A 22,951-nucleotide genomic window follows, 5' to 3' on the forward strand; every position below is an offset into this window, starting at 1 on the left:
CCTATCATTTTGTGTTGCTTAGAAGTTAATGAAAAATCTTAGTTTAATAGCGATACTACGTTAATAACCGGTTCTTCATAAGGATGAACACTTCTAATTGTGTTTTCTACATCTTTTATATTTTGATATAAGCAATTAAATTCCATTTTACACTCTGTGCCAAAAGATATCTCTCCAACAGGACCATTAAACGGTGTGGCTCCTTCCAACGGTCTCCAATATCCTTTTACAGCCGAGTAAGAAATGACATGATCATAATTACCGACTCTTAAAGCTCCGATATCATTTAATGCATTTCTTACCTTTTCGATATATACTTCCGGCAATAAAACTTCCACTTTCACATATTTATTTTCCAATACATTTCTCCCCCTTCATTACACTCTTCTGTACAAAGAATTCAACTATCGTTACCTTATATTTTACAACACGAAGTAAAAAAGGTATGAACATAATATTCGCTTCATACACCGATGTCATTTATTATATTTCTTATCTTTTTATGTACTTTTTTGAAAGCAAGGCCGTCCTGCTATCTATCTAAACATAAATATTCTAATTGTTTTAAACATAAGAAAAGCCTGTTCTTGATGACTTCTTTACTTCCCATTTGTTGTAAAGTCTTATAGCTTACATTTTCTTCATTCAGGACTTCAAAATGTTCATAAACCTCTAATAAAACCCACAAAATATACTCATTCATTATCCGTTCAATGAGATTTACGTCATTCCTGGTATAACCGCTTATAAAGCCGTCAGCCATTTCACTTAATGTATTCGCGTATTGACAATAGGAATTATTACGATATCTTGGCGCATCAGAATAAGCTGGAAGAAGGAATTTATAGCAAAAAACAAAATAACCAGCATATTTAACATCAAAGTCTAACCTTAGTAATGGATCAATTATAGCAAGGTGTTCTATATTAGTTATTATATTTTCTGGTGTTATATCTTGATTTACGATTGATATTTTTTGTGGATTTTTACGACGTGCTTCAATTATACTAACAATCTTCGCTGCAACTATTTCTATATCAAATTGTAAATCAGCCGAAAGCAATTTATTTAATATATTTATATAAAAGTCATTATCATCTTGCCAAATGTGTTCAGGTTCCTGCTGAATACTTCCTTCAAGGTTTTCCCCGCTCCATGTCAAATCACCAAATCCCTTGAGATGAGGTACTTTACTATGCATCTCCTGAAAGAAATAACCTGCCTTTTCTCCAATTAAAAATGCCTCTGTCTGCTCTAATTTTTGAAGTGTCCCCTTCCCCATAAAACTTTCGATGGTAAATACCAATGATGGATTCAGATAGTAATCAAAATAAGAGGGGCACAGATTATGGGAACAAGTATTAGCATAGTGATAATACATCTTTGTTGATTCATATTCCGAAATCAATTCACCCTCATTATATTCTTGTAAAACCCCATAAGTATATTTTTTCTTAACTCTTAATGCTAAATCCTCTTTCCCTTTCCTTTCTATTCTATATACGGTATGCCAAGCACCCTCGCCAATCTTTGAAATATGTTCCTTCTTTATATTTTCTACTTTTAATTTTTCAACGGCGTTCATAATATTCTCATCTATCACTAATAATTACCCTTCCTTCATCTGCTTTGATCCGTGATTTTTCAAAAAATACGCAATGAAATCTTTTTGGGCATCCCTCAGCCTAAACCGTCAATAGGAGATTTCATAGCCTTTCCAGATCCAACAATAGAAAATTTCACAGAAAAAGCCCGCTCTATCATGCTTAGAATTAAAACTGCACGCTAAACCCATGAAAAGAATGAATCCCTGTACCAAATCGCACGAAATCATGCTTCCGTAAATATTCCACTGCATTTTTCACTTCATCTAAAATTTCGGGAGCAAGCCCCAATGTATTATGAGATCCATAGATCATGGAGATATGGCCTATTTTAGTGAGCTTCTCTAACGAATTTACTAAGTCTACAGGATTTGTCGTTTGGTAAAAAGCATAGACTGGTGTTTCATCATATAATAAATCACCAGTGAATAAATAGCCGGTATCCTTATCAAAAATTACAATATGACCCGGAGAATGGCCGGGAGTATGGTAGATTATTAACGTTCTATTTCCCAGCTCCACGCAATCACCATCTTTTAATACCCCCGTCGGCTCGCCTTGAAAAGGTTTATATGTATTCGGATCAAAGCTTTCCGGCACAGGAATCGTAATATCTCTCGCCGTATTTTCTCTAATTTGTTCCAGCGGCAATCCTACTATTCCATGAACCAGCCAATCCCTTTCCGCTTCATGTACAAATAACCGATCATATTCTCCATGACTTCCAATATGGTCGGAATGTACATGCGTCGTGATAACGTCAATCGGCAGATGCGTAAGCTGATCTGTGATTCGCTTCATATTATCAATACCTAAGCCTGTATCAATTAATGCTGCTTTTGTATCTCCAATAAGCAAAAAAGAATGCACTTTTTCCCAATGACCAAGCTCACTAATGGCATATGTTTTTTCATCTATTTTTCGGACAGTAAACCATGGATCGTTTAACATAAGCATTTCCTCCTGTTTTTTCTTTAATGAAGATAAAACAAACTTTATGAAAGAGCTTCTCGAAAGATCACCCTGCAACTTCTGATATTCATATTATTTACCAATCATCTGTCGCATCTTCTTAGGATTATCCAACAATGATTTGATAGATCTTTTGACGAAGCAAACCTTTATTCCCCTTTTACATGAATCACTTCAAAACGCTCACAAACAAGAAGCATATCTTCCGTAAATTCCCGTCCGATTGCATGCAATTCATTTTTAAAGAATTCCTCATGGACTTCCCACCAATATTGGTAAGTTCTGTCCCCTTCCCCTTCTGCAATAGCAAATTCTTCACTGACCTCATTCATTGGAATGATCGTAACCTCTACTGTCTTCGTGATTGCTGCGGCTTATCATCATTATTTAATATGATATTATAATCTTCCGTTGTTGGGAGCGGTTCATTCTCGAGCTCGTAGAATATATGCCCTGAACAGGTTGCTGTTTTAATACCATCTACCACTAGCTTGGCGAGCGTATCAGGGTCATCCCCGAATTGCCATGCACTAACTGATTCAGGCTTTGGTTGGTTTTTCCAATACGCATTCCAGTATGCTTCTGCTGCTTGATTCATCATGTATCTCCTCCATACTCTGCTCATTTAAATATCTCTTTTTCTTTCATCTTCCATGGAATTCTGCTATATCTTTATACAGTCATCCTTACAAACGCTTTAAACTTCTCTTCCTCCTCAATAAACGGATTGTGATTTGATTCCTCAAAAACAATTAATTGGGAATGAGAAATAAGTTCTGCGATTTCTACACCAAATTCCACAGGACATTGCGCATCATATCTACCGGCATATATATAAGCAGGTATATTTATATTGTTTAATTGATTCCGAAGATCATAGTTTTTCACTTCTACTTTTCTAAAATGATCCAGGTTTTCTCCAACCGTTCGACCGCTATTTGGACGTTTTTTTGCTTCCATTAATTTATCTTCCGAATAATAAGACATTAAAGCCCATTCATGCCCTAATTTTTGACGTTCTTCCAGCTTTGTATCAGGATTGTTCAATAACTCCATGATTTCAACTATTCGTGAAAAATGCTTATTTTCTGAACAGTAGATGCTGTTTTTATGTGCAGCATATTCTTTACTTGCTGCTGTACATCCTGCAATTATTTTTGTTAAAGCATCCGGTGCCTCTATTGCATATTGTAATGCCAGCATTCCACCTGTTGAATGTCCGGCAAACGCCCATTTATCAATACGTAATGCGCTTCGGATTGCTTCTAAATCTTTTATAACCTCTTTCATGCTAAGTTGATTTTCGTTTTCAGCCTGTACAGAATGGCCTGCTCCCCGTGTATTAATTAAGTAAACCTTATAATGCCCGGTAAAAGGGTTTGCCGATAAGCTTCCACGTTCGTCAAACGCCATATATAAGTGCGCAATAGCTAAAGGGGATCCTTGACCAGCTGTAAAATACTCGAAAATACCTCGTTCTGTTTCTATGAATCCTTGCTTCCACATATCGTTTATTCCCCGTTTCTAATCTAAAATAAGATGCACATAATGATTGTCTACATAATCTATTCGAAAACCGTTTCTAAAAACAATACTATATGTATGGAATTCGATTCCCTTCCTTTTAACCTTAACACTATCTGATTCGCTTATTTAATAAGGTGATGGAGAGGATATCTGTTATCGCTTTCGCAAATAATATAACGAAATGAAATATAAAACGGTAACTATATTAAACCATGGAAAATCCACTTCATTTGATTCATCAAAATAGGCATTTGAATTATCGTATTTGCAAATTAGCGGTTTATAATGAAGTTTCGTTTATACTATGACACCCTTTTTTCATGATGGAAATCTTTTCGCCCTGCCTGCTGAGAAGACCTTTTCAGCTCACCTGAGGCCACACATTTGTGTGTCTTGGCAGGCATGTTTGACTTTTAATTTTATCTTCCCAGCTTTGATAATTTTTTCTATTTCAAACCAACAAAAAGACTATGAAATAGAAAACAAATCTTCAACAACCGTTGTCCTTCCAAAATCATCACTGCATAATAATTGAATTAATTTTTCTGCCGTATATTCAGCAGTTTGTAATTTCCCTTGTTCCGCTAATTGTCTGAACTGATCTACATATGGAAAGTCTTCTTTTCTTGTAGAACGGATTTCAGATTGCATTTGCGTATCAATCACACCAGGGTAAACGGATACAACTTTAACAGGGTATGATTTATGTAACTGTTCCAGGCTTACACTTTTAGAAAATGAATCTAATCCAGCTTTAGAAGTGCTGTAACAACTTTGCGATGGCAATAAATATTTTGCTGAGCCAGAGGATATATTCATCACACGTTTATCAATATTATATGTGTTTGTATGCTTAATAAAATTTGAAACGCACGCCATAGGAGCTAGTAAATTGATAGCTACGTTATTTATTATGTCTTCCGTTTCATTCGCTTCAATCGGTCCAATTGGATTTAAAACTCCTGCATTATTTATTAAGGATATGGATTCTATATTTGGAACAGAATCAATTGTTTCAAATATTTGTTCAAATAATTGATCCATTTCATTCGTTCGGCTGAGATCAAACGAATAATAACTTAATCTACTGCTTTTATTTTCAGAGGTATCGATGAGTTCTTGATTAGGCTGTCTTGAAATACAAATAACATGACTATTCTCAATATCTAATAATTGTTTAGCTAAAGACGCCCCAATCCCCTTAGATGTGCCCGTAACAATAAAATATCTCATTTGTTTCATCCCATCCTTTTTGTTTAATTTATTCTTGCATCTTCCTTCAGTACACTATTAACTGTTTCCTTCCATACTTCCTGATAATCTATTTGAAAATTCATCATCATACTTCTCGAAATATTATCAATGACCAAAGCAAGAATCTGTGCATGTGTATCAATTTTTTCAGGCAATACCACTCCTAACTCTGATCCTTTTTTTAAAATGCTTTGAAAACCAACTAAAAATTCTTGCTGGATATGTACGATTTCCTCTTTATATTTTTCATTTCGTTCTGCTATCAGCATAAATTCATTTAGAACCTTCAAGACAGTAAAATGTTCTTTATCTTCTTGCGGCAACATATTTAGCCCACATCGATACAATTTTTCTCCAAAATTTTCTTTGTTAAATTGATCCATTCGAAAGTAATTTTCAAATGGTTCTCCTTTAAACGTGGATTTAAATGTTTGTTCAACCAATTCTTCTTTAGATGCAAAATGATAATAAATGGAAGGTTTAGTGATCCCTACTTCATTAGATATCATGCTTAAACTCGTATTCTCAATACCATATTCAGCAAAAAGAGAGAACGCTGCATCCATTAACTGTTTGGCTGTAAATTCCTTCTTATTAATTTTTATCTCCTCCGTATGAGATTATTTTGTTTATGGAAAGCAAGCACAAAAATAAATTCATCAAAATAAAAATTTACCTAACGGTCGTTAAAATGGTATAATAAGTTTATCAAAATTGTCAAGTAAAATTAAAATAATCAAAATAATGAATAATTTATTCTTGGATGTTACTGTAAGTCATATATTTTAAATAGAATGAGAATTTCAGATACCATCCAACAAATGAGCCAGATGATGGAATTACAGGGGGAAAAGATGATGGATATTTTAAAACTTTTTGTAGCCTTAGCTGCTGGTTACTTTTTAGGTAGTCTGAATACAGCAGTAATTGTAGGGAAAATATACGGCAAGGATATTCGAAGTCATGGAAGTAAAAGTGCCGGGCTTACAAATACGCTAAGAGTACTTGGAAAATCTGCTGCAATGTTTGTTCTTATTGGAGATATCTTAAAAGGAATACTTGCCTGTATTATAGGCTTGCTGCTCGGCGTCTACTTTTATTCAGGGGAGATGATGGACTCTGTAAGCCTTTTAGTGGCAGGAGCAGGGGCGGTAATCGGACATAACTGGCCTGTATATTTTAAGTTTAAAGGTGGAAAAGGAGCGCTGACAGCAGTGGCCGTACTGTTTATGATTAACTGGGTGATCGCTCTTTTATGTATTTTATTTTTTATCTTCATAATCGCTTTAACACGTTACGTTTCATTAGGCACCATCTCTGCAACCATGCTTATTGCGATTATTTCATTTATCCCTGTTTTTGGACATACCTTATATTTCAATATGTTTATATCCCTGATCGCTTTTATTGTTATTTTTAAACATAGGGGAAATATACAGAGATTGCTTTCAGGAACAGAAAATAAACTTACTTTTTGATTTTTAAAAGTATTGGTTAGTCACTTTTTCAAACGAGTACTTATGTTAAATAAGGATCAGGATTCTTTCATGGTAAAAAAGAAGAAACAGGTTTTGCTTCAAATAACTAAAACAAAATAATTACTCCCCTTATAGTATTAAGAGAATTTTATATTTTCTCTGACTGCTATAAAAGGAGTAGATTAAACCGCAGCTGTCTCTCTAAAAAAAAAAGATTGATTTCTACGTTATTTGCATAACCTATGGCTTGTCTAAAACTTATCTATTCAAAGTTAAGGACTCCTTATCAATTAGTTGGAAGTAACGAATAAACATATGTATCATATGCTTTTCCGTTTTGGTACATATAATCTCTTAAAATACCTTCTTTTTGAAATCCCGCTTTGGCAAGCAATTTAGTGGAAGCCTCATTATCTTTAAATACGACCGCTCCTATTCGAGTAAGGTCTAATTCATCAAAACCATATTGTGTGACCTTCCATACTGCCTCAGAAGTATAACCCATTCTCCAATATTCTGGATGGATTTCATATCCTATTTCTGCGCGTTTATGTTTCGGTAACCAAGCATTAAAACCAATAGTTCCAATGATTCCGTGCGTTCCTTTTCTTTCAATTCCCCACCGTATTCCTTTTTCCTCCTTATAACTATTTGCAAAGAAATCCACAAATTTTTCAGCTTGTTCTATACTTTTTAAAGTATCTTGCCCATAATATCTCGTTACATTTTCATTAGAAAAACAAGTGAATATGCCCTCTGCATCATCCTTCGATATTTCTCTTAGAATTAATCTGTCTGTTTCTAGTATTGGGAACATTTTTTTGCCTCATCTCTTTGTAAATTGTAGTATGTTGTTTCATAAGCTTAATCGTTTTAACCATTTTTTTATCAGTATAGCTATTATAGTCAAGGGGTAAATATTACATCTTTTTAGTTGATTCATTGGAGTACATTTGTTCAAACCAATATCAAGGTCATTTTCAAATTTTGAATATAAATCAAGTTTATCATATTGTTTTCAGATAACAATAATAGTTAGAAAATTATTGAATTTAATTTTCTAACTATTTACTATAGTAATTTCACTTTGGAGGAGAAACAATTCTTTGCTTTTATATTAATTGCTTCTTATTTAATTATGAATAGTTTTCCTCAGAAATTAGTAATATCTACTATACGTATTTTGTAATTCCACCTTATTTTTTACAGTAAATAAAAAGTCTATAAAAGAATAATAGAATCTGCTTTGAAAAATTCTGAAAAACGAATTATTTCTCTAATTCAATACGTATTCCTCTCTTTCTTACCCGTAGATTTATGAATCATAACAAACAGCAACAAAGCAATAAGCACCAATAGCCCACTTCCAGCGCCCACATAATTTACCGAACTCATACTAATAACACCTCCGCCAACAAAAGCTCCTAATCCAATTCCCATATAAAGCGCCGATGCACTAAACGATAAAACCATTTGCGCTGATTTTGGATTCAATGATATAAGAAAGGTGTTAAGAGCAGGATTCATCCCAAATCCAGGAACGCCCCATAGAACAGCTACAATAGACACCATTATAATCGCAAATGTTGATGGATTTAATAACGATAAGAGTGAGAAAGAGGACAATAATACAGCAAATCCTCCAAGAGACAGCATGAGTGTTTTGGGAGCGCCAATTCGATCTGTAAAATATCCGCCTATCAGGTTTCCAAAGAGTGCTCCAATCCCAAATAACATTAGAAAAATACTGATATTCTCCATATTGGTAATTCCCGTAATGATCGGAGCAATATAGGTATAGGTCATAAAACCGCCCGTAGTACCAATTATATTTACAAGTAAAGTTAACAAAATAACCTTATTAAATCCTTTTAATCTTTCTCGAATCGTCATCTCTGCTTCTCTTTTCATTTTAGGTAAAAATAGAAAAACTCCGATAACCGTAATAAACGAAATAACAGATACAAAAATAAATGAATAGCGCCATGTGGCTGCATTACCAATCCATGTTCCGATAGGTGCTCCTAAAACTAAACCGATCGTTATACCAGCTAATATAAACGATAATGCCTTCCCTCTCATTTTTTCAGACACCAAACTGGCAGAAGCAGTCATTGCTAAAGGAGTAAATATCGCCGCTGCCAAAGCAGCCAATATTCTGGTGAGAAAGAGCATTTCAAAAGAAGCTACTATGGCAGAGAGTGCATTCGCAATCGCAAATACCAGCATAGATACAACCAATAATCCTTTTAGAGGTAAATTCATTGTTAAGGTTCCAAAAAGTGGTGCCCCTATGGCATAGGCAATTGCAAAGGCTGTAACCAGCTGACCTGCTGCAGCAATCGTAACATTCATATCACTAGAGATATGTGGCAACAAACCAGCAATCACAAAGTCGTCTGTCCCGATAATAAATGTTCCCAGTACAAGTATAAGAAGCCGATAATTCACTTAATCCCCACCTTCTTCTTTTTTCATTTCCCAATACTTCATCAGTTTTTCTAAATGCAGTTCAATTTCCTGCAAATGGTTAATCTGTTCACGAACACTTGTTAACCTATCCGAATAGAGATCTATGGCGTCTTGAGCACACTCCTTATTTCCAGCAAGCTGAAAATCACCACATGATAAAACATGATAGATCTCCTCTGTATTCATTCCCAGCTTTAAAAATAATTGAACAGCTTTTACCGTTTCAATATCTGATTCCTCATACTCCCGATATCCATTTTCCTTCCGGGGAGGATGTATTAGATTCTTCTTTTCGTAATATCGTAATGACCGAATACTTACTCCTGTTTCCTTTGACAATTCACCGATTTTCATTGTTTTGCCCCCTTTCTCTTAAGTAATATCATCATAAGCCCTAACACCGTGTCAGGGTCAATTACTTTTCTTTTGGATTTCTTTGCAAAAAAAAAGACTTACTGTTTTTTAACAGCAGGCCTATTGTTTGTTAACTCCAAAATACTTCTCTTATCTATAAGCAAATTTTCTTACTATACCCTTGAAAGCAGAAAATAATAAGATTTATTTAGATAAACTACACCTCATAAGCTCAAGTTAGAATACGCTTCTTCTTGATGATAGTAATTCCTTTTCGAATTATTCAATACAACCACATTAATGACTACTCCCAGGATTAAAAACGCAATGGAACCCGCAATATACGTTGCCCGAATCTCAAATAATTCTGCAAACATTCCAATCGCAGCTGTAAATAGAATAATGAACATAGCCTCTATCAGACCAAAAACACTTGAAAATCTCCCCATCATCTCTACGGGTACGTTGTTTTGATAAAAGGTTAAAAATCCTGTATTTGCGAATGACAAGGCGAATGTTAATAGAAAAAACCCAATAGCCGCCAATATAAAGTTGCTCGAAAAGGAGAATATCAAATAGCCAACAGAAGTAGAAATAGATCCAAATCCAATGAGAATATATAGTTTTAAATACTTCGTAAATAAAGCGTTTATCAATGAACCAGCGATAATTCCCATTCCTGCTATACTTACTAAAAAGCCATAAGTACTTTCAGATAACGAAAGAACTTCGGTAGCAAATGCAGCTTCTAAAGAATCCAGCGCACTCATAAATACAATTACTCCACTAAATAGTACATAAACCAAGGCGATATGCGTATGGAGTTTACTAAAGCTGACAACTCTTTTCCAATCATTAAAAATGATTGCCATACTGACTTTTTCCGAAATTACTTTTTCATTCCGTAATTCCAAGTTAGGAAGAAATAGAATAATAACAGCTGATATAAATAAAGCAACCGCATTTAATTGAATGGCTAAATAGGGAGAACCGAATAGAAACAGGACACCTGCAATAGAAGGTCCTAATATAAATCCGCATGAATTAATAAAATTTCGAAGTGCATTAAATCTTTGCCGATCTCCTTTAGGAACTAATTTCGTCATATAAACCATTGAAGTCGGCTCAAAAATAGAACTTGCTATATTAATCATAAAAACAAATACATAAATCAGAACGATGGAATCCATAAATGGCAACGCAAATATAAGTACCGCTCTAATGACATCCAATACAATCATTAAATTTCTTTTATTTAGCCGATCAATAAAACTGCCAGACCAAAAATTGGTGCATAATGTCGCTACAGGTATCAATATATAAAGTACGGATACTGCTAATGGGGAAGCCGTCATATCCAATACAATTAAGTTGAGCGCAATTAAATAAACCCAAGCCCCTAAATTGGAAATCCCAATCCCTGATAAAAGTAGTAATGGATCCTTCCATTTCATAAACTTCATTTTAAGCCCTCCTAAATTCAAGATTTTTTATTATTTCTTAATAAAAAAAGAATCTCACCCCCAAAGTTATTTACTTTGAGGACGAGACTCCTTGAATTTAGAAGTTCGTGGTGCCACCCCACTTTGTTTCTATGTCACCATAGAAACCTTTTCAAGTACGATATCATCTCAAATGATATGTATACTCTATCTCTATAACGGGAGAACCCGGCACACCATCCGTCATTGAAAGAAACTTCCCATGTGCGACTCCGAGACTTGATTCAATGTATGCTTACATCCTCCATTTCCAGCTGCTGGAGTTCTCTGTTATGCTTGCATACATTTACTCTTCTCTTCCTTGCCTTTTGGATATATTTAGTGAATCAGTTAAAATTTATTAAAGAGAATATTATCCTAGTGAATTATTTTTGTCAATCATTATTTTAAAGGTACTATGCATTTAAAACTTTTTATTTAATTATTATTTTTGACTAATAAAAGAAGACACCAATAGTAAAACTCTTACATATCTATTGCATCTACATTGCTGTGTAAAAACATGAGAGGTAAGATTTTAAAACCTTCCGCATAGTTGCAATCATCCTCTACTTGCTTTGCATGTTCCGTTGCTTTATATGAAAGATAATTTGTTATAAACGTTAAATAGTCCCCGGAAAATTGACTTTTATGCGCTTGGAGAGCTTTTAATTTTTTCTCCCAAAAGCTATCCACATTGATAAATGTGTTAGGATTCTTAGTCGTATAATATCCCATCACCTGAACTTTATGTTCTTTAAGATCCGCTTGCAATTGCTCTGGATAAAACCTTGCATTTCCACTCATCCTTGCTGCAAAAGATGCAACTTTACCAGTAACGATATGATCGATATGCGTTTCATAATCGAGCCAGGGATCTACGGTAAAAATAATATCAGGGCATACTGTACGGATTACTCTTACTAACTCTCGCCTCAGTTCTTCACTATCATATAAATGTCCGTCAGGAAAATCCAGCCAGTGTAATTGATTCACACCTAGAATGGAACTGGCTTTTTCCTGTTCCTTTTTTCTAATTTCTATTAATTCTTTCGTTGATAGAGTCTTATCATTACTTCCAGAGCCACCGTCCGTAACGGTTAGATAATGTACATCCACCCCTTCAGAAGCAAGTTTTGCAATTGTCGCCCCTGCTCCAAATTCATTATCATCATGGTGGGGTTGAATAAATAATGCCCGTTTCATATTGAAAGGATTTGGTATTTCAAAAGGAATCATCTGCTTCACCTCGTTTATTATTTAAAATCATGATCACTTTATAAATTACTATAATTTCTATGTCTTTTCAGCGTCTTATTATCATTCCACACAGTATTATTTAGCCTTTTAACTTAAGTACTTTCCACTGCAATGATACCTATTGCAGAAAAATTCATTGAATTTAATTAGAAGATGTAATTGAATAGATTGCTTGTTCAGCTCCGAATCTGCTAATTGTTTTTTCTAATTCCATGCCTAACCTCTCCAAAAGCTTACAAGAGGATGTATTTACAGTTTGCGTTTCAGCAACTATTTTAGGGAGGTTTAATTCATTTAAGCCATAATCAATTACCAACTGAACTACCTCTGTTGCATAACCCTTTCCCCACCAATTTGGTAAAAATTGATAGGAAACTTCAAGGTAAGTGCCATCATGGTGAGGATCAAGCGAAACTAATCCAATAAAGGTATCCATGTGTTTTTCTCTTACAACCCAATAAAAAGAATTATCATTTATTTTAAGCATTTCATCCAATGCTGCTTCAATTGAATCCTCTTGACGTACACCACCAAGAAATTTTCTTACTTCACGATCTACATATAATTTTTTCACATCCACATAATCAGATTTTTGGAAGGTGTTAATGGTACATCGTTTTGATTCAAACAATATAATTCAGCTCCTGATATCAAATTTATAACCTTTTCATCACCTTCTGAAAACTACTCTCTTTGATCTAATAATCCATCGTAATAATATCCTCTTATTTCTTCTTGTTCGAATTAAAGATACGTTAACATCGTCATGGTTTTCATGGTTTATAATTACTTTTGTATATCATCATGCAATTTAAGACAACTTTCTTAATCTTTTTTTTTATCTTGAAACAATAATTCAGCGAAAGTTAATATAAGTGAAAGGATTAACTTTGTTTCCAAAGAAAGAATAATACTGTTCATAAACGCATCTACAGTCATAATAACAATCCAATTTGTTGCAAATCCAAATAGAAATTCGATGACAAGCGTGGTTATTTTCCCCGATAATTTTTCAACGGTTAATTTAGCCAAGGCGCCCATAAATAAATCAATTATCAATCCCAGAATAAAAGCACTTATGACAAAAATGATTAATGACCAAATGGATTCATATTGAACACCAAGCAGTACAAAAATTCCTGTTATGCCAAAAAAGTAAATTGCCATTAAAATTCCTACTATAAATATAACAAAGAGTGTCATTCCAATTATATTTTTTGTCTTTTCTTTCATAGATAGATATATCTCTCCTCTTCTACTAATTGCCTCAAATGTTAAATGAAAATATTGTAAATTTACTTTAACATATATTTATCATTTTGAATGAAATTTCGTTTAATGTGCTTTTAACTTATTAACTAGCAGCTAATGAAAAAGCAATTTTGGCACCAACAGGAATAGAAGCCCATGTTATTAAAAGCGATATAATAAAAATAGGTTTGAAATCTTTAAAAAACTGAATCACTGCTAATATCGCCCCAATCCCCCAAATAACAAGGATGGTAAAAAACTCAGGTGCTACAAAAGTTTTGTCTGTATAGTTTTCAGCAATTGTTCCTTAAGCAAAAAACAAAGAAATTACAAAAGCAACTACCCCAGTTATTAAAATATTTACCAAAGCGGTTGTCTGTCGTTTACTCATCTTCTCTCCCCTTTCAGCTTAAAAATTTCAGCTGCATATTTAGTAGATCTCACACAAGCTCTCAGAAGGAATAATAAAATCACACAAATATTCATTTTGACTTTTCATCAAATTCTACGAGTATCACATTAGGTTAAATATGGTAATAGTTCTAAATACATGAAAAAGCACCCGTAACCCTTCTATAGTGAAAGTACCAACAAGTCAAAATAGCGAGGTGTTACCAGTGCAGTTTCATTTTATCACGGAGAACCGCCCGTAAAACTCCCGCCACAAAATAAAGAGCGAAAATAAATTTATTTAGGCGGGAGATAACGGGCGCTAACTCCCTGAATCACTAAGGCTAATTCAGTGGGAGAAGGGCGTAAACTCCCACTGAATGAAGTTTCGTTTTATCAATAAATTCATCCAATTTCCAAAAAACGTGAAAATATACAATTTGATGATACAATTCATTTCATCATTTACATATTCCCTATCAACGAAAATAAATGGATCTCTTTGTCAAATGGATCCTTATATTCAACCGTATATCCCTATCAATCGTACATGTAGTTGTGACGATTAGGCCAACGCTGTTTGACGCAAAGTTTACTGATAAGAAAGCATTGCTTTTAGTTTCATAATGATTAACTTTTCACAGCATGAATGTAATGAATTGTCTCGAATGCAGACAAATAGTCTGTACGATTGCGAAAGAATTTTTCATTAATAGCAACAGGTGATAAATGTTCATTAATGTGTAATCCTAAGCTTTCTAACAATCCCTCGATTTCATCATAGGTAAAACATGATTTCATCGGTTCACCACTAGCGGAAGCCATTTGAACCATATTTTGAACACGATGAGACATTCCTTTTTCTTTAAAAAGATTTTCATCTGCATAATCAAAAACGATTGAGCTCCCTGATGGGACTTCGGTAAATAATTTATTCATTAAATTGACTATTTCCTCTTTTGTTAAATAATAAGAAACACCTAAAAGACTAAATAAAGTTTCTTGGTTCGTCTCAAAGCCTTTTTCTACTAGATTTTGAACAGTAAAATTCTTGGTGAAGTCGGCTGAAACAAAATGAAGATTGTCTGGAATTTGATAATCAGCGTCTGCTAATCTTAACTTTTTAAAATCTTGTGTTGCAGGGTGATCGATTTCATATATTTCTATGCGGTCATTTAATTCTGGGTGTCGTAAACAAAAGGTGTCTAATCCTGCCCCTAAAATGACATACTGTTTCACACCTTGCGACATTGCATGAAATAATACATTTTCACAATAGGCCGCACGCGCTAAAGGGGTTGGAGAAAGCTGGACTTGTGTAATCCATTTTAAAATTTCTTCCGGATCATTTTGAAACTCACTTGCAATTTGACTATTAAAGAATTGAATTCCATTAATCATGTTCTCACGAATATCCGAAAATTCTTTTTGAGTAATTATTTCTTTGGCAATATAATCGTCAAAAATTTTAGGTGTATCATATTTACTGTGGTACGCTCGTCCAAAAGCTGAGATTAAGGAAGTTAAACTTGCTTCATTTTTCTTCATGCAATCATCCTGCTCCTTATAAAAAAATAAGATTCCCCCGGCCAGGAGAACCTTATTATACACAATAAAATTTTAATTGTAAATTATAGCATAAATAAATTATTTTGTCAAATTTGAACACTATTAAACTTACATAAAAATGATTGGATACTTCTTACCCATTACTTCTTTTCAACATGACGTCCATTCGTTTTGTATTAAAAAGACAGACTAATTATCTATACGTTTTTTTCAAAATACCGTACACTTCTACATCCTCATAGTTTCCCATCCTAAAAACATCTTCTTTCAATGTTCCTTCGTAGCTTAAACCGATTTTTCGCATTACTTTTGCTGATGCTATATTTTTCTTCATAACAGGTGCCCAGATCCGGTTGAGATTTAATTCATTAAATCCAAAATCAAGTATTCTCTTTGAGGCCTCTGTAGCAAATCCTTTTCCCCAAAAGTCTTTTCCTATCCAATAAGCCAGTTCTCCTTTATTATGTACCTTATCAATTCGGATGGTCATTGTTCCAATTAACTGATTTTCATCTTTTACCACTACTGCAAATGGATAAGCATCCCCATTCTTCAAAAGCGTAGAATGACTATTTATCCAATCTCCCACTTTCTCTGTTGTATATGGGTAGGGAATAAAAGTTGTCTCTGCAATGGCTTTATCATCAGCTATTTTCTGAACAGTAGATATATCAGATATATGATACGGTCTCAAAAGTAACCGTTCTGTCTCTATTTGTTGCAGCATTATTCATCACACCTCTCTTTGCCTATATTAAATTATCATGCAAGAAAAGATAATAACCGTTACTCATTTCTACTGTGCCGAACACGGTGCCTCTACACCCGACATAGAAATTATCATTAAAATGTAGGGCCCTTCCACTTCTGATTTTATCAGAGTTTTCCTTGTTTCAGATAGAATAGTATTTACGGTTGCTGAAGTAGTGTTTATATTAATTACCTTCCCTTTTTTCACCGCACATAGTAGCCCAAGAAGAAAATATTTTTGTTAACCAAATTTCCTAATTTAACTTTCATCATAGATCAAAAATAAGCTTGTTTCTATATTGTTGAGGAGATTTCTGTGTCTGTTTTTGAAATGCATGATAAAAACTGGAATAACTTTGAAATCCTACTTCATAACAGATTTCCATAATGGTTAAATCCGTATTTTTCAAAAGTTGAACAGCCTTATCCACTCGAATATTCTCTAAGTAAGAACGAGGGGTTCTTGATGTATGCTTTTTAAAAATTCGTCCTAAATGATATGGGCTTATGCCGATATTTTGGGCTATTTGTTTCAATGTAAGCTTTTCCGTATAATGTCCCTTGATATACGCTTTCGTATCATTAATGATCTCCATGATCGGATTAAAATCAAGCCTATCTGGTTGGCATCTTTTGCAAGGTCGAAAACCTGCTTCTTTTGCCTCTTCAATTGTTTGAAAAAAAGTGATATTTTCTTTATTAGGGGTTCTCGATTTACAAGATGGTCGACAAAAGATTCCTGTTGTTTTTACCGCATAGAAAAATAGACCGTCATAGGAATCGTCACAGCTATTAGCAATTTTAAGCATTTCATTAAAAGAAAACTTTGTATAAACAGCCATTCCGTTCACCTCCTGTTTGTTCATGTTTTACTTGTTTTTCTTACAAAATATATAAGCTATATAGATAGAAACAACGATTAATGGCACGATAATATATGAGCGAAAAAATGGAAGAACAAGTGTACATAAAACCATGGCAACTAACGAGCACCACCAAGGCAATGTTCCTTTTTTAAACAGTTTAACACCAGCAGCCATCGAAAGAATATACACCAGAATTCCTAAAGATGTTGGGATAAATAAAATATCGTTAAATGTAAGAGAAAGCGCACTTGTAATGAAAACTCCTGCTCCAGCGAACAGAACAACGAACAAAACCATACGTCTTGATATATGGATTTTGGGATGTAACTTAGAAAAATAAGCAGGAAATGCCCCATCTCTGCTTAGTGAATATCCCAGCTGGGTCAGGCTTGCGACGAATGCGTTTGCTGTACCTGTACAAATGATAAAAGCAAGAATACCCGTAAGTAATTGAGCATTTACTCCAAGAGTATCATTCATAATCATGGCAATAGGGGATAAATTACTTTCTTCATTACCATACGTCCCCGTCCCTATCGTTATGAAGCTAAGTGCAAGAAAAAGCAAACCTATAATGATGACACTAATAATGGTACTTTTTACGATATGTTGTTTAGGCTGTTTAAAATGATTAGCAAGATTGCAAATGGCTTCCCAACCAAAAAATGCCCAAAAAATGACGGTTATAGCAGATCCAATGGAACCACTTCCACTTGGGAAGAACGGAATGAATTGACTCCAGCTTATACTAGGGATGGACAATACAATCGCCGTTACTAACAAAAGAAATAAACATCCACTTAATAATAATGCTATTTTACCACTTACTTGAATACCGAAATAATTCGTAATCCCGGCAACAACTAAAATGAACAAAGCAAAAAACGAAATTTGAGTTGGAGAAAAATCAAGAGCATTGCCTAAATAATAAGCACCTGTTAAAGCTACAATCGTCTGTCCAACAGCTGCTGTAACAAAATAGAACCATCCGACGATATTCCCTAAATGTTTCCCAAATGAATTACGTACAAACGTAGCAGTTCCTCCAGCGTCCGGGTATTCTCTTGCTAAACAAGCAAAGGAGTAAGCAAGTGGAAAACTAATAATAATTACAATCAGCCAAGCTATTATGGAAGCTGGACCAGCTATGGAAGCCGTAACACCTGATAAAAAAAGCACACCTGACCCTAAAACCGTTGCAATATATAAAGCAATACCTTGAAACAGTCCAATAGATTGATAATACATGTAGTCACCTCTTTTCTACATGCATTATACTAAGGAAGGTTTGCAATACACATTCGGATTTTTGCTTTTTAATTTTTTGACAAAAAAACTACATTTTAAACTATTTTTAGCCAATATAAGTGGATAACTTTTTTTGACAAGATTTCAATAAGCCATTTTTATTTATCTTTTCTTTTGGGTATCACTCATTAAAATAAGTAATAAAAGCAATAACAACGACCGCATCGAAACAATTTAAGAATACATGCATTACAAGCCTGGTGGAAACCAAATGATTATCTTGGTGTGGATGGAGAAAAGTTACTGACAATGACATGTCACAAGAAGATGTCGTAGAACTGATTTAAAACCAGCAGCAAAGGTAATTGGTAAGGTTGGAATAAATGTTAAGCTTTTTTACGGGAATAAACATAAATAATAATGGTATAATTCAATAATAAGAAGCTATTATTCAGAAATGGCGGTGATGATATGTTATCTCAAAAAGAAATCCTTGATGCGTTATCAAAAAACGTACGTACATGGAATGAAAAGTATTGTGTTAAGCGGATTGGTTTATTCGGTTCATATAGTCGGGGGGATTTTAAAGAATCCAGTGATATTGATGTAATCGTAGAATTTAATGATATGGATTTATCTTTTGATAATTATATGGATTTGAAATTCCAACTTGAGGATCTTTTTCAGAAACCTGTAGATTTGGTTATTTTAGATGATATTAAACCTGCTTTAAAAAACAGTATTTTAAGAGGCACAATTTATGCAGAGGGAGCCTAAAGTTTTTTTAGATGATATCTTATCTGCTGCCGTTAAAGTGGAGAAATTCACGAAAGATGTATCTTATGATGATTTCTTAGATAATGATTTAATTACTGATGCAGTTATTAAGAATATTTTGGTTATTGGAGAAGCAACCAAAAATATTCCAACAGAAATTCGAAAAGGGTACCCTCAAATTGAATGGAGAAAGATGGCTGGAATGAGAGATCTGATAATTCATGGATACTTTGGGAGTGTAAACTAAACTGTGTAAGTAAGAGAGCGTACGGCTCTTACTACGCAGTTTAGTTTTTTATTGTTAGAATAAATATATAACGATTGGGAGGTTATTCTATTGTCTAAGTCAAAGCGAGAAGAGAAATCAGCTGAATTAGCCAAACAAATTCTAGAAAACTACCAACCAGAGAACGTGGAAGACATGCAAAACGCATTGAAAGACATTTTTGGGCCGATGTTTGAGTCCATGTTGAAAGGTGAAATGAATCATCATTTAGGTTATGAATCCAATGATAAAACAGAAAAAACAACAGAGAATAGACGAAATGGTTATGGTAAGAAGACCATTAAAACAAGCTCAGGAGAAGTAGATATCAAGGTACCAAGAGATCGAGACGGCTCCTATAAACCGGAACTGATACCGAAACGAAAAAAAGATGTATCAGCCATTGAAAATAAAGTGATTTCCATGTACGCACGAGGCATGTCCCAGCGAGATATTTCCTCCACCATTGAGGATATTTATGGCTTTTCTGTCTCTCATGAAATGGTATCGGACATTACCGACCAAGTTCTTCCTGATTTGGAAGAATGGCAGGATCGTCCCTTGAGTAACTGTTATGCCTTTGTTTTTGTTGATTGTATGTATACCACCATCCGCAACCAATATGAAACAAGGAAATATGCAGTCTATACCATTCTGGGCTACACCATCGAAGGAGAGAAAGAAATACTTGGATTATGGTTAAACGAGACAGAAAGCAAGCATAAGTGGATGCAGATTTTTGATGAAATCAAAGCGAGAGGTGTAGAAGATATTTTCTTTCTATCGATAGATGGAGTGAGTGGCTTAGAAGAAGGTGCACGAGCTATTTTCCCTGAAGTCATTGTGCAGCGTTGTATGGTTCATTTAATTCGTAACTCGATCAGATACGTGCCAAGCAAAGATTACAAGGCTTTCACCAAAGCTTTAAGAAAAGTCTATGGAGCACCAAGTCTCAAGGCTTGTTTAAATGCCTTTGAATCCTTTAAACAACAATGGGCGACTTACCAGGGCGCGATTGATGTATGGACAAGGAATTTTAGTCATGTAGAGCAGCTTTATGATTATGGAAGTGCCATCCGGAAAGTCATGTACACCACAAACGCTGTAGAAAGCGTCCATTCCAGTTTTAGAAAAGTAACGAAAAAAGGAGCATTCCCTAACGAGAACGCTCTGTTAAAAGTGTTATTTTTACGGATCAGAGAACTGGAATCCAAGTGGGAAGGCGGCCATATCCAAAACTGGGCAATGGTCATGAACCAACTTTTACTTCATGATGAACTGAAAGATAGAGTGTTAAAGTACCTTGAGTGAATGGGAACTTACACACTTTATTTGACAAACCCGATACTTTTCCATGAATTATCAGATTGTTTGGGATAAGAAATATTTATTTTCTCATAAATCCCCTTTTTTACTTTTAATTCATCAACTACTTCTACAATATATCCTGTTTCCTCTTTGATCTCCCTAATACAACATTCTTCAAAAGTTTCATTTCTTTCTTGACCACCTGATGGCACAGACCAAGTTTTCTCCTCTTCAGGTTTTCCTTGCAGTACCATTAGCAGTTCGCCATTTTCATTTATACATACACCTGCCGAACCAAACCATTTTGAACACAAAATACTCCCTCCTTTTGTGGAATAAATAACGAAATACAATACTCATCTCCATATTTAAAAGAATAAATTGGAAACAATCATATCTTAGTATTACCATAGCAGATTATTATAGGTTATCAATATTTACTCTACATCCATTCAAACATGGACATATTCAATTTCCTGTATTTTCGATTTGAATACGGTTATGTATATTTTTTCAAATCAACATACTAGTAATTTTCATGATTATTAAAGATTACCTGCTTATTTTACCATCGTATACTATTTTTAAATAACAGCAATAAAAATCGCAACATCTCCATCCGGGTAATATTTTTCAAAATCAAACGTATATGCCCTATTTAATTGACCGCTTTCTTCTTTTGTCCATATTTCATTCCATGTATTGAAAACCCCTTGTTCTTCGTTAGGATCGACTTTAAAAATTTCATATTTTGTATCATTTGGAATAACTATGGAAGATTCATCTTTACTTTCAATAGCAACACATAATGTATAATCTCCTTTATAATCAGATTCATATTCATGATACAAACCATATACATTGTCATTCTTGTTAGATAATACAGTTGACGCCTTTTTCCACATCTCCGTAATCTTTTGCATTACATGCTCATCACGGAAGTTATTTGTCCTAATTTTTTCAATCATTTTTAATTCCATCAAAATCCCAACCTTCTTCTTTTTAATTATAATATGAAACTTCCTCTAGTGGAGTTTTCTTTCATCCTCACTGAATATAGTACCAAACTAATACTGACAACCTATGTCAGTGTTTAAAAATCTATCTTACCTGTCTATTTTTAATCAAGATAGATTCGTACAGAACCTGTGTCATTAATTATGTGATATAATTCCATCTAAATATAGGGAGTGTTCATTTTGAAAGAAAGTCGTTTATTTAAAATTATGTATTATCTTTTGAATAAAGAAAAAGCTACCGCTTCGGAATTAGCTGAAAAATTCGAGGTTTCTCTTAGAACCATATATAGAGATATCGATGTCATAAGCAGTGCTGGAATACCGATATATACATCTACAGGAAGAAATGGCGGAGTATATCTTGTAGACAACTTTGTCTTAAATAAAGCTCTATTATCCCCGGAAGAACAGCAAAATATATTAATGGCATTACAAAATTTAGAAGTTACGAAAAACGGTTCAAATCATGATACTATATTGAAATTAAAAGCCTTGTTTCAAACGCACCTGCATCAGTGGATAGATATTGATTTTTCTCAATGGGGAGAATACAATAACGTTCATGATACATTTGAGTTAATTAAAACGGCAATTTGGCGTAGCGTGCAAATACATTTTGAATATGCTAACTCTAAAGGAGAAGAAAGTCACAGAGTAGTAAACCCTGTCAAATTGCTATATAAATCAAATGCTTGGTATCTTCAAGCTTTTTGCGTAGATAAAAAAGATTTCAGGATATTCAAGCTAACCAGAATGTATGAAATTACCATTACGGACAACCAATTTGAACCTTTGGATGGTCCTGTTTTAGATAAGAAAAGCTATGCAGAGTATGTTCATCTCGATTTACTTTTTTCTGAAAAAATCGCATATAGAGTCTTTGATGAATTTAATCGAAACCATATAACACGACAAAATAACGGGACTCTCCTGGTTTCCATTGATATGCCAAATGAAGAATGGTTAATTAGATATTTATTATCCTTTGGTACATTTATCAAGATTCTATCACCGGCAAGCATCCATTCCCGCTTTTTGGAAGAAGTTAGAGCTATGTATGCATACAATAGTGATTTATAAAGCTTGACATACGTTGTCAGGATTAG

Annotated in this window: 23 protein-coding genes, 2 pseudogenes and 1 other annotated feature; of the genes and pseudogenes, 5 read left to right on the top strand and 20 right to left on the bottom strand. The window is 34.1% G+C overall.

Going from position 1 to position 22,951, the window contains the following annotated elements; translation table 11 throughout:
* Nucleotides 1–38: 38 nt before the first annotated feature.
* The 7 genes and pseudogenes from BN986_RS17930 to BN986_RS17960 form a co-directional block, all read right to left on the bottom strand.
* Entirely contained in the window at nucleotides 39–359 is a 321-nt protein-coding gene (locus BN986_RS17930; protein ID WP_040982681.1) for a YqfO family protein, read from the bottom strand.
* Between the two features lie 173 nt (nucleotides 360–532).
* On the bottom strand, nucleotides 533–1,603 hold the full coding sequence (locus BN986_RS17935; protein ID WP_052400888.1) for a hypothetical protein: 1,071 nt from the start codon (nucleotides 1,601–1,603) through the stop codon (nucleotides 533–535).
* A 169-nt stretch (nucleotides 1,604–1,772) separates the two neighbouring features.
* Nucleotides 1,773–2,555 carry an MBL fold metallo-hydrolase gene (locus BN986_RS17940; protein ID WP_081922256.1) on the bottom strand — a complete coding sequence of 261 codons (783 nt, stop codon included), beginning with the start codon at nucleotides 2,553–2,555 and terminating at the stop codon, nucleotides 1,773–1,775.
* A 170-nt stretch (nucleotides 2,556–2,725) separates the two neighbouring features.
* Nucleotides 2,726–3,174, bottom strand: a pseudogene (locus BN986_RS17945) (ASCH domain-containing protein).
* A 74-nt stretch (nucleotides 3,175–3,248) separates the two neighbouring features.
* The gene (locus BN986_RS17950) at nucleotides 3,249–4,082 is read right to left on the bottom strand and encodes an alpha/beta fold hydrolase (protein ID WP_040982685.1); all 834 of its coding nucleotides are present in this window, start codon (nucleotides 4,080–4,082) and stop codon (nucleotides 3,249–3,251) included.
* A gap of 489 nt (nucleotides 4,083–4,571) precedes the next feature.
* Entirely contained in the window at nucleotides 4,572–5,345 is a 774-nt protein-coding gene (locus BN986_RS17955) for a (S)-benzoin forming benzil reductase (RefSeq protein WP_244445037.1), read from the bottom strand.
* Nucleotides 5,346–5,359: 14 nt separating this feature from the next.
* Nucleotides 5,360–5,923, bottom strand: coding sequence for a TetR/AcrR family transcriptional regulator (locus BN986_RS17960; protein ID WP_040982689.1), 564 nt, complete (start codon nucleotides 5,921–5,923; stop codon nucleotides 5,360–5,362).
* A gap of 291 nt (nucleotides 5,924–6,214) precedes the next feature.
* On the opposite strand from BN986_RS17960, the gene plsY reads away from it, so the two are divergent.
* Nucleotides 6,215–6,835: a glycerol-3-phosphate 1-O-acyltransferase PlsY gene (gene plsY, locus BN986_RS17965; RefSeq protein ID WP_244445038.1), complete on the top strand. Its 621-nt coding sequence runs from the start codon at nucleotides 6,215–6,217 to the stop codon at nucleotides 6,833–6,835.
* Nucleotides 6,836–7,121: 286 nt separating this feature from the next.
* Here the strand turns inward: plsY and BN986_RS17970 are convergent, their stop codons facing one another.
* From BN986_RS17970 to BN986_RS18020, 11 genes are all read right to left on the bottom strand, one after another.
* Complete coding sequence (locus BN986_RS17970; protein WP_040982693.1) at nucleotides 7,122–7,652, bottom strand: GNAT family N-acetyltransferase; 531 nt, start codon at nucleotides 7,650–7,652, stop codon at nucleotides 7,122–7,124.
* Nucleotides 7,653–8,116: 464 nt separating this feature from the next.
* A complete protein-coding gene (locus BN986_RS17975) occupies nucleotides 8,117–9,286 on the bottom strand; it encodes an MFS transporter (RefSeq protein WP_040982695.1) in 1,170 nt (389 codons plus the stop codon).
* On the bottom strand, nucleotides 9,287–9,661 hold the full coding sequence (locus BN986_RS17980) for a MerR family transcriptional regulator (RefSeq protein ID WP_040982697.1): 375 nt from the start codon (nucleotides 9,659–9,661) through the stop codon (nucleotides 9,287–9,289).
* Nucleotides 9,662–9,885: 224 nt separating this feature from the next.
* Nucleotides 9,886–11,115 carry an MFS transporter gene (locus BN986_RS17985; RefSeq protein ID WP_040982966.1) on the bottom strand — a complete coding sequence of 410 codons (1,230 nt, stop codon included), beginning with the start codon at nucleotides 11,113–11,115 and terminating at the stop codon, nucleotides 9,886–9,888.
* A gap of 83 nt (nucleotides 11,116–11,198) precedes the next feature.
* Nucleotides 11,199–11,474 (bottom strand) — a binding site (T-box leader).
* A gap of 154 nt (nucleotides 11,475–11,628) precedes the next feature.
* Nucleotides 11,629–12,381, bottom strand: a complete 753-nt coding sequence (locus BN986_RS17990) for a PIG-L deacetylase family protein (RefSeq protein WP_052400892.1) — start codon at nucleotides 12,379–12,381, stop codon at nucleotides 11,629–11,631.
* A gap of 163 nt (nucleotides 12,382–12,544) precedes the next feature.
* Nucleotides 12,545–13,033 (bottom strand): GNAT family N-acetyltransferase, encoded by a 489-nt coding sequence (locus BN986_RS17995; protein ID WP_040982701.1) that lies wholly within the window; start codon nucleotides 13,031–13,033, stop codon nucleotides 12,545–12,547.
* 194 nt (nucleotides 13,034–13,227) lie between these two features.
* Nucleotides 13,228–13,635, bottom strand: coding sequence for a YrvL family regulatory protein (locus tag BN986_RS18000; protein WP_052400894.1), 408 nt, complete (start codon nucleotides 13,633–13,635; stop codon nucleotides 13,228–13,230).
* Between the two features lie 1,038 nt (nucleotides 13,636–14,673).
* The gene (locus BN986_RS18005) at nucleotides 14,674–15,591 is read right to left on the bottom strand and encodes a class I SAM-dependent methyltransferase (RefSeq protein WP_040982705.1); all 918 of its coding nucleotides are present in this window, start codon (nucleotides 15,589–15,591) and stop codon (nucleotides 14,674–14,676) included.
* A gap of 214 nt (nucleotides 15,592–15,805) precedes the next feature.
* Nucleotides 15,806–16,339: a GNAT family N-acetyltransferase gene (locus BN986_RS18010; protein ID WP_040982707.1), complete on the bottom strand. Its 534-nt coding sequence runs from the start codon at nucleotides 16,337–16,339 to the stop codon at nucleotides 15,806–15,808.
* Nucleotides 16,340–16,631: 292 nt separating this feature from the next.
* A complete protein-coding gene (locus BN986_RS18015) occupies nucleotides 16,632–17,204 on the bottom strand; it encodes a bifunctional transcriptional activator/DNA repair enzyme AdaA (protein WP_040982709.1) in 573 nt (190 codons plus the stop codon).
* Nucleotides 17,205–17,231: 27 nt separating this feature from the next.
* Nucleotides 17,232–18,476 (bottom strand): APC family permease, encoded by a 1,245-nt coding sequence (locus BN986_RS18020; RefSeq protein ID WP_040982711.1) that lies wholly within the window; start codon nucleotides 18,474–18,476, stop codon nucleotides 17,232–17,234.
* A 471-nt stretch (nucleotides 18,477–18,947) separates the two neighbouring features.
* On the opposite strand from BN986_RS18020, the gene BN986_RS18025 reads away from it, so the two are divergent.
* The 3 genes from BN986_RS18025 (at nucleotide 18,948) to BN986_RS18035 (ending at nucleotide 20,829) form a co-directional block, all read left to right on the top strand.
* Nucleotides 18,948–19,253 (top strand): nucleotidyltransferase family protein, encoded by a 306-nt coding sequence (locus tag BN986_RS18025; protein ID WP_040982714.1) that lies wholly within the window; start codon nucleotides 18,948–18,950, stop codon nucleotides 19,251–19,253.
* A complete protein-coding gene (locus BN986_RS18030) occupies nucleotides 19,237–19,500 on the top strand; it encodes a HepT-like ribonuclease domain-containing protein (protein ID WP_040982716.1) in 264 nt (87 codons plus the stop codon). The genes BN986_RS18025 and BN986_RS18030 overlap by 17 nt, the downstream gene beginning before the upstream one ends.
* Before the next feature lie 90 nt (nucleotides 19,501–19,590).
* A complete protein-coding gene (locus tag BN986_RS18035; RefSeq protein ID WP_040982718.1) occupies nucleotides 19,591–20,829 on the top strand; it encodes an IS256 family transposase in 1,239 nt (412 codons plus the stop codon).
* A gap of 89 nt (nucleotides 20,830–20,918) precedes the next feature.
* Here the strand turns inward: BN986_RS18035 and BN986_RS27725 are convergent.
* Nucleotides 20,919–21,143, bottom strand: a pseudogene (locus tag BN986_RS27725) (NUDIX hydrolase); the annotation flags it as partial.
* A gap of 267 nt (nucleotides 21,144–21,410) precedes the next feature.
* Entirely contained in the window at nucleotides 21,411–21,794 is a 384-nt protein-coding gene (locus BN986_RS18045; protein ID WP_244445039.1) for a GyrI-like domain-containing protein, read from the bottom strand.
* A 231-nt stretch (nucleotides 21,795–22,025) separates the two neighbouring features.
* Between BN986_RS18045 and BN986_RS18050 the strand changes: the two genes are divergently transcribed.
* Complete coding sequence (locus BN986_RS18050; protein WP_040982719.1) at nucleotides 22,026–22,925, top strand: helix-turn-helix transcriptional regulator; 900 nt, start codon at nucleotides 22,026–22,028, stop codon at nucleotides 22,923–22,925.
* Nucleotides 22,926–22,951 lie beyond the last annotated feature (26 nt).

The sequence above is a fragment of the Oceanobacillus jeddahensis genome, assembly GCF_000750635.1.
In the GTDB taxonomy this organism is placed as follows: domain Bacteria; phylum Bacillota; class Bacilli; order Bacillales; family Amphibacillaceae; genus Oceanobacillus; species Oceanobacillus jeddahense.